Source organism: Rhodococcus sp. T7, from assembly GCF_009872365.1.
Lineage (GTDB): Bacteria > Actinomycetota > Actinomycetes > Mycobacteriales > Mycobacteriaceae > Rhodococcus_F.
In genome coordinates, this window is the sequence record NZ_WXYH01000389.1 from 816,373 (window position 1) to 820,258 (window position 3,886).

At 61.7% G+C, this 3,886-nt stretch carries 4 protein-coding genes; all 4 read left to right on the top strand.

Features of this window, described 5'->3' with window-relative positions:
- The first annotated feature begins 297 nt into the window (after positions 1-297).
- The 4 genes from MLGJGCBP_RS47845 (at position 298) to MLGJGCBP_RS47860 (ending at position 3,045) form a co-directional block, all read left to right on the top strand.
- Complete coding sequence (locus tag MLGJGCBP_RS47845) at positions 298-447, top strand: hypothetical protein (RefSeq protein ID WP_160097626.1); 150 nt, start codon at positions 298-300, stop codon at positions 445-447.
- Positions 448-777: an NAD(P) transhydrogenase subunit alpha gene (locus MLGJGCBP_RS47850; protein WP_160097625.1), complete on the top strand. Its 330-nt coding sequence runs from the start codon at positions 448-450 to the stop codon at positions 775-777.
- Positions 777-2,201: an NAD(P)(+) transhydrogenase (Re/Si-specific) subunit beta gene (locus MLGJGCBP_RS47855; RefSeq protein WP_160103992.1), complete on the top strand. Its 1,425-nt coding sequence runs from the start codon at positions 777-779 to the stop codon at positions 2,199-2,201. Before MLGJGCBP_RS47850 ends, MLGJGCBP_RS47855 begins: the two co-directional genes overlap by 1 nt.
- A 97-nt stretch (positions 2,202-2,298) precedes the next feature.
- Positions 2,299-3,045, top strand: coding sequence for a glucose 1-dehydrogenase (locus MLGJGCBP_RS47860; protein WP_201453126.1), 747 nt, complete (start codon positions 2,299-2,301; stop codon positions 3,043-3,045).
- Positions 3,046-3,886 lie beyond the last annotated feature (841 nt).

The following is a 3,886-nucleotide window of genomic DNA, read 5'->3' on the forward strand; positions in this document are numbered from 1 at the left end:
CAGCATGCCCGAGCACGCCTCCGAGCTGTACTCGAAGAACATCTCCGCGCTGCTGGAGCTGATGCTCGTCGACGGCGTCCTGGCCCCCGATTTCTCGGACGAGGTCCTCGCCGCGTCCTGCGTCACCCGTGAGGACGGAAAATAGATGTCCACAACAGGTCTCATTAAACTCGCGCACCGGCTCGGTGCGTTCATCATATGGACGCTGGTGCCCCAACATAACTACGCGCACTTCGACTTCTCGTACAGCACTCCAATCGATCTCGATCGAGCTTCTGACGAGCACAAGGAAATCTCATGATCTCCAGTCTTTTTCGAATCGCGGCGATACCGGTGGCGATCTTCCTCGACCACCTGATGGCGCCTCGCCGGATACGCGAATTCTACGAGAACATCGACGAATACGGCGCAGGCATCAGTGCGCCAATCCACGAGGAGGTGTCGTAGATGTATGCGGAGTTGTTGGCGAATATCGCGATCCTGGTGTTGTCGGGGTTCGTGGGGTTCGCGGTGATCTCGAAGGTCCCGAACACGTTGCATACCCCGCTGATGTCGGGGACGAACGCGATCCACGGCATCGTGGTGCTCGGTGCCCTGGTGGTGCTCGGCAAGGTGGAGAACCCGCCGTGGGGGTTGCAGGTGATCCTGTTCGTGGCGCTGGTGTTCGGAACGATCAACGTGGTCGGTGGTTTCGTGGTGACCGACCGGATGCTGGGCATGTTCAAGTCCAAGCCCGCTGCGCCCGCCGCTGTGTCTGAGAAGGGTGGGGACCGGTAATGGAGTACCTCGTCAACGTGCTCTACATCGTGGCGTTCTCGATGTTCATCTACGGTCTGATGGGTCTGACCGGCCCGAAGACCGCGGTCCGCGGTAACCAGATCGCCGCGGTCGGCATGGGGGTGGCCGTGGTCGCGACCCTGATCTCGATCCGGGACACCTCCAACTGGGTGCTGATCGTCGCCGGTCTGGTGATCGGTGTGGTGCTGGGGGTGCCGCCGGCGTTGCGGACGAAGATGACCGCGATGCCGCAGTTGGTGGCGTTGTTCAACGGTGTCGGTGGTGGCACCGTCGCGCTGATCGCGTATGCGGAATTTTTGGATTCGGACGGGTTCACCGCCTTCCAACATGGTGAGTCGCCGACGGTGCACATCGTGATCGCGTCGTTGTTCGCGGCGGTCATCGGGTCGATCTCGTTCTGGGGTTCGGTGATCGCGTTCCTGAAGCTGCAGGAGACGCTGCCGGGCCGGCCGATCGGCATCGGCAGACTGCAGCAGCCGCTCAATGCGGTGCTGCTGATCGGGGCGGTCGCGTTGGCGGTGGCGATCGGGGTCAAGGCGATCGACCCGACCGGACCCACGTCGCAGTGGTGGATCGTCGGGGTGCTGGTGTTGGCGGCGGTGCTCGGGTTGATGGTGGTGCTGCCGATCGGCGGCGCCGACATGCCCGTGGTGATCTCGCTGCTCAACGCGCTGACCGGTCTGTCCGCGGCGGCGGCGGGTCTGGCCCTGAACAATCAGGCGATGATCGTGGCCGGCATGATCGTCGGGGCGTCGGGTTCGATCCTGACGAACCTGATGGCGAAGGCGATGAACCGGTCCATCCCGGCGATCGTGGCCGGCGGGTTCGGCGGCGGCGGCACCGCGGCGGCGGTCGGGGACGGCACCGCGAAGACGGCGAAGGCCACCTCGGCGGCGGACGCGGCGATCCAGATGGCGTACGCCAACCAGGTCATCGTCGTCCCCGGTTACGGGTTGGCGGTGGCGCAGGCCCAGCACGCGGTCAAGGACATGGCCAAGCTGCTCGAGTCGAAGGGCGTCGAGGTCAAGTACGCGATCCACCCGGTCGCGGGCCGGATGCCCGGGCACATGAACGTGCTCCTGGCGGAGGCGGACGTCGAGTACGACGCGATGAAGGAAATGGACGACATCAACGACGAGTTCTCACGCACCGATGTCACCCTGGTGATCGGCGCGAACGATGTCACCAACCCGGCCGCGCGGAATGATCCGTCGTCGCCGATCCACGGCATGCCGATCCTGAATGTGGATCAGTCGAAGTCGGTGATCGTGCTCAAGCGGTCGATGAACTCCGGGTTCGCCGGTATCGACAACCCGCTGTTCTTCGCGGACACCACCTCGATGCTGTTCGGGGACGCGAAGAAGTCGGTCTCCGAGGTCACCGAGGAACTCAAGGCCCTTTAATCGTTTGGTCCGAACGACTTACGCAGGACAGCCAAGCTTCCTACCGTCGCTATACCTTCACCAACAAGAAAATCGCACGATGAGTAAGGGGTACGAAATGGGAAAACTCGATGGGAAAGTTGTCATCATCACCGGAGCTGCTCAGGGCATGGGTGAAGCTCACGCTCGGCGCTTCGTCGCTGAAGGTGCCAAAGTGACACTGACAGACCTCAATGAAGCAAGGGGAAAGGAAATCGCAACCGAACTCGGCGAGAACGCTCAGTTCGTTTCTCACGACGTTGCTTCTCTGAGCCAGTGGCACGACGTGCTCAGCGAAACCGAGCGCGCCTTCGGGCCGGTGAATGTACTGGTCAACAACGCTGGGATCATCGGTCCCATCGCTGAGACCGTGGAACTGAGCGAGCAGGACTATCTGCATGTCATCAACGTCAACCAGACCTCGCAGTTCTTCGGCATGAAGACAGTGATCCCTTCGATGCTGGAGGCGGGCGGAGGATCCATCGTGAACGTCTCATCGGTGGCCGGGATCGTATCGATCGTCGGAGCTCCCAACCTCGCGTATGTCGGAAGTAAGTTCGCCTCACGCGGAATGACGAAACACGTTGCTGTTCAATATGGTCCATCGAACATTCGCGCAAACTCAGTTCATCCCGGATACATCAAGACCCCGATGATGGCAGCGGCCACCGACGCAGACGGCGGCGGAATCAATGAACAGATCCCCATGGGCCGTATGGCCGACCCTGAAGAAGTCGCAAACCTCGTACTGTTTCTCGCCAGCGACGAATCTTCTTACGTGAACGGTACAGAGCATGTCATCGACGGCGGCCTGACAGCCCAGTGAAGTACTGATTTTCCGAGAACCCCCTGACCTCAGGAGCGTCCGCCGCCGCCCGGAGGCGGCCGCGTCCTGAATGTCAAACCACATCGAGATACCTAGTTCAAGGAGAAAGGGCATCGAATGAAATCCCTGGACGACGCGGTGCTTGCATTCGCCCGAGTCTGGGCGCCGTACGGCGGCCCTTCGCCGGAAGACATTTTCGTCGAGTTCGGCATCAGCCGCGTTTCATTCTACCGGCGTGTGCAATCCAGGCTGAGAGCCCTTCCTCCGGTCCCTCTTTCCGATACAGAGAAACGACGGCTCATCGAGGTCATCGACCGTCACGTAACGGGGGCGTCGACTGTTTGTACGTAGGCCCATCATCGAGGACCGTGCTCGCAACGGTCGGGAACACGCACGGACAGACCGAGCCCACCCACGACCCAGTAGAGGTCTCGCCCGTTCATACCATTTCTTGAGTTCGGGCTCGAAGAACCAGATTCCATCGGGTGTGCACTACTCAGGTCGCCGGTATGAGGGCGCCCCAAGGTGCCGCGTTGTGCGCCGCCGTGAGCGGCAACCAATTCGAACTCTTCGTGACCCTCGTCGCCCTGCCCCAACGGACGAGGGGTCCCGAACGCCCTCATGTTCGCTCTCGCCACCCACCACCTGCAGCACCTCACGACACCCAGCCTTGATGCACCACGAGAACGGCGCAGCCATAGGCGATCACCGCGCCGATCTGTCGGGTGGGTTGTCAGTTGTCGATCTCGATGAGGTCGGTGCCGCCGCGTTCGAGCCACATCGCTTCGACGTTGCGGCGGATCACCTTCCCGGACGCGCTGGTGGGAAGCATGTCGTTGCG

Bases quoted from the DNA above. Each gene is read 5' to 3' on its own strand.
- MLGJGCBP_RS47845 (WP_160097626.1), top strand. From the start codon at position 298: ATGATCTCCAGTCTTTTTCGAATCGCGGCGATACCGGTGGCGATCTTC.
- MLGJGCBP_RS47860 (WP_201453126.1), top strand. From the start codon at position 2,299: ATGGGAAAACTCGATGGGAAAGTTGTCATCATCACCGGAGCTGCTCAG.
- MLGJGCBP_RS47850 (WP_160097625.1), top strand. From the start codon at position 448: ATGTATGCGGAGTTGTTGGCGAATATCGCGATCCTGGTGTTGTCGGGG.
- MLGJGCBP_RS47855 (WP_160103992.1), top strand. From the start codon at position 777: ATGGAGTACCTCGTCAACGTGCTCTACATCGTGGCGTTCTCGATGTTC.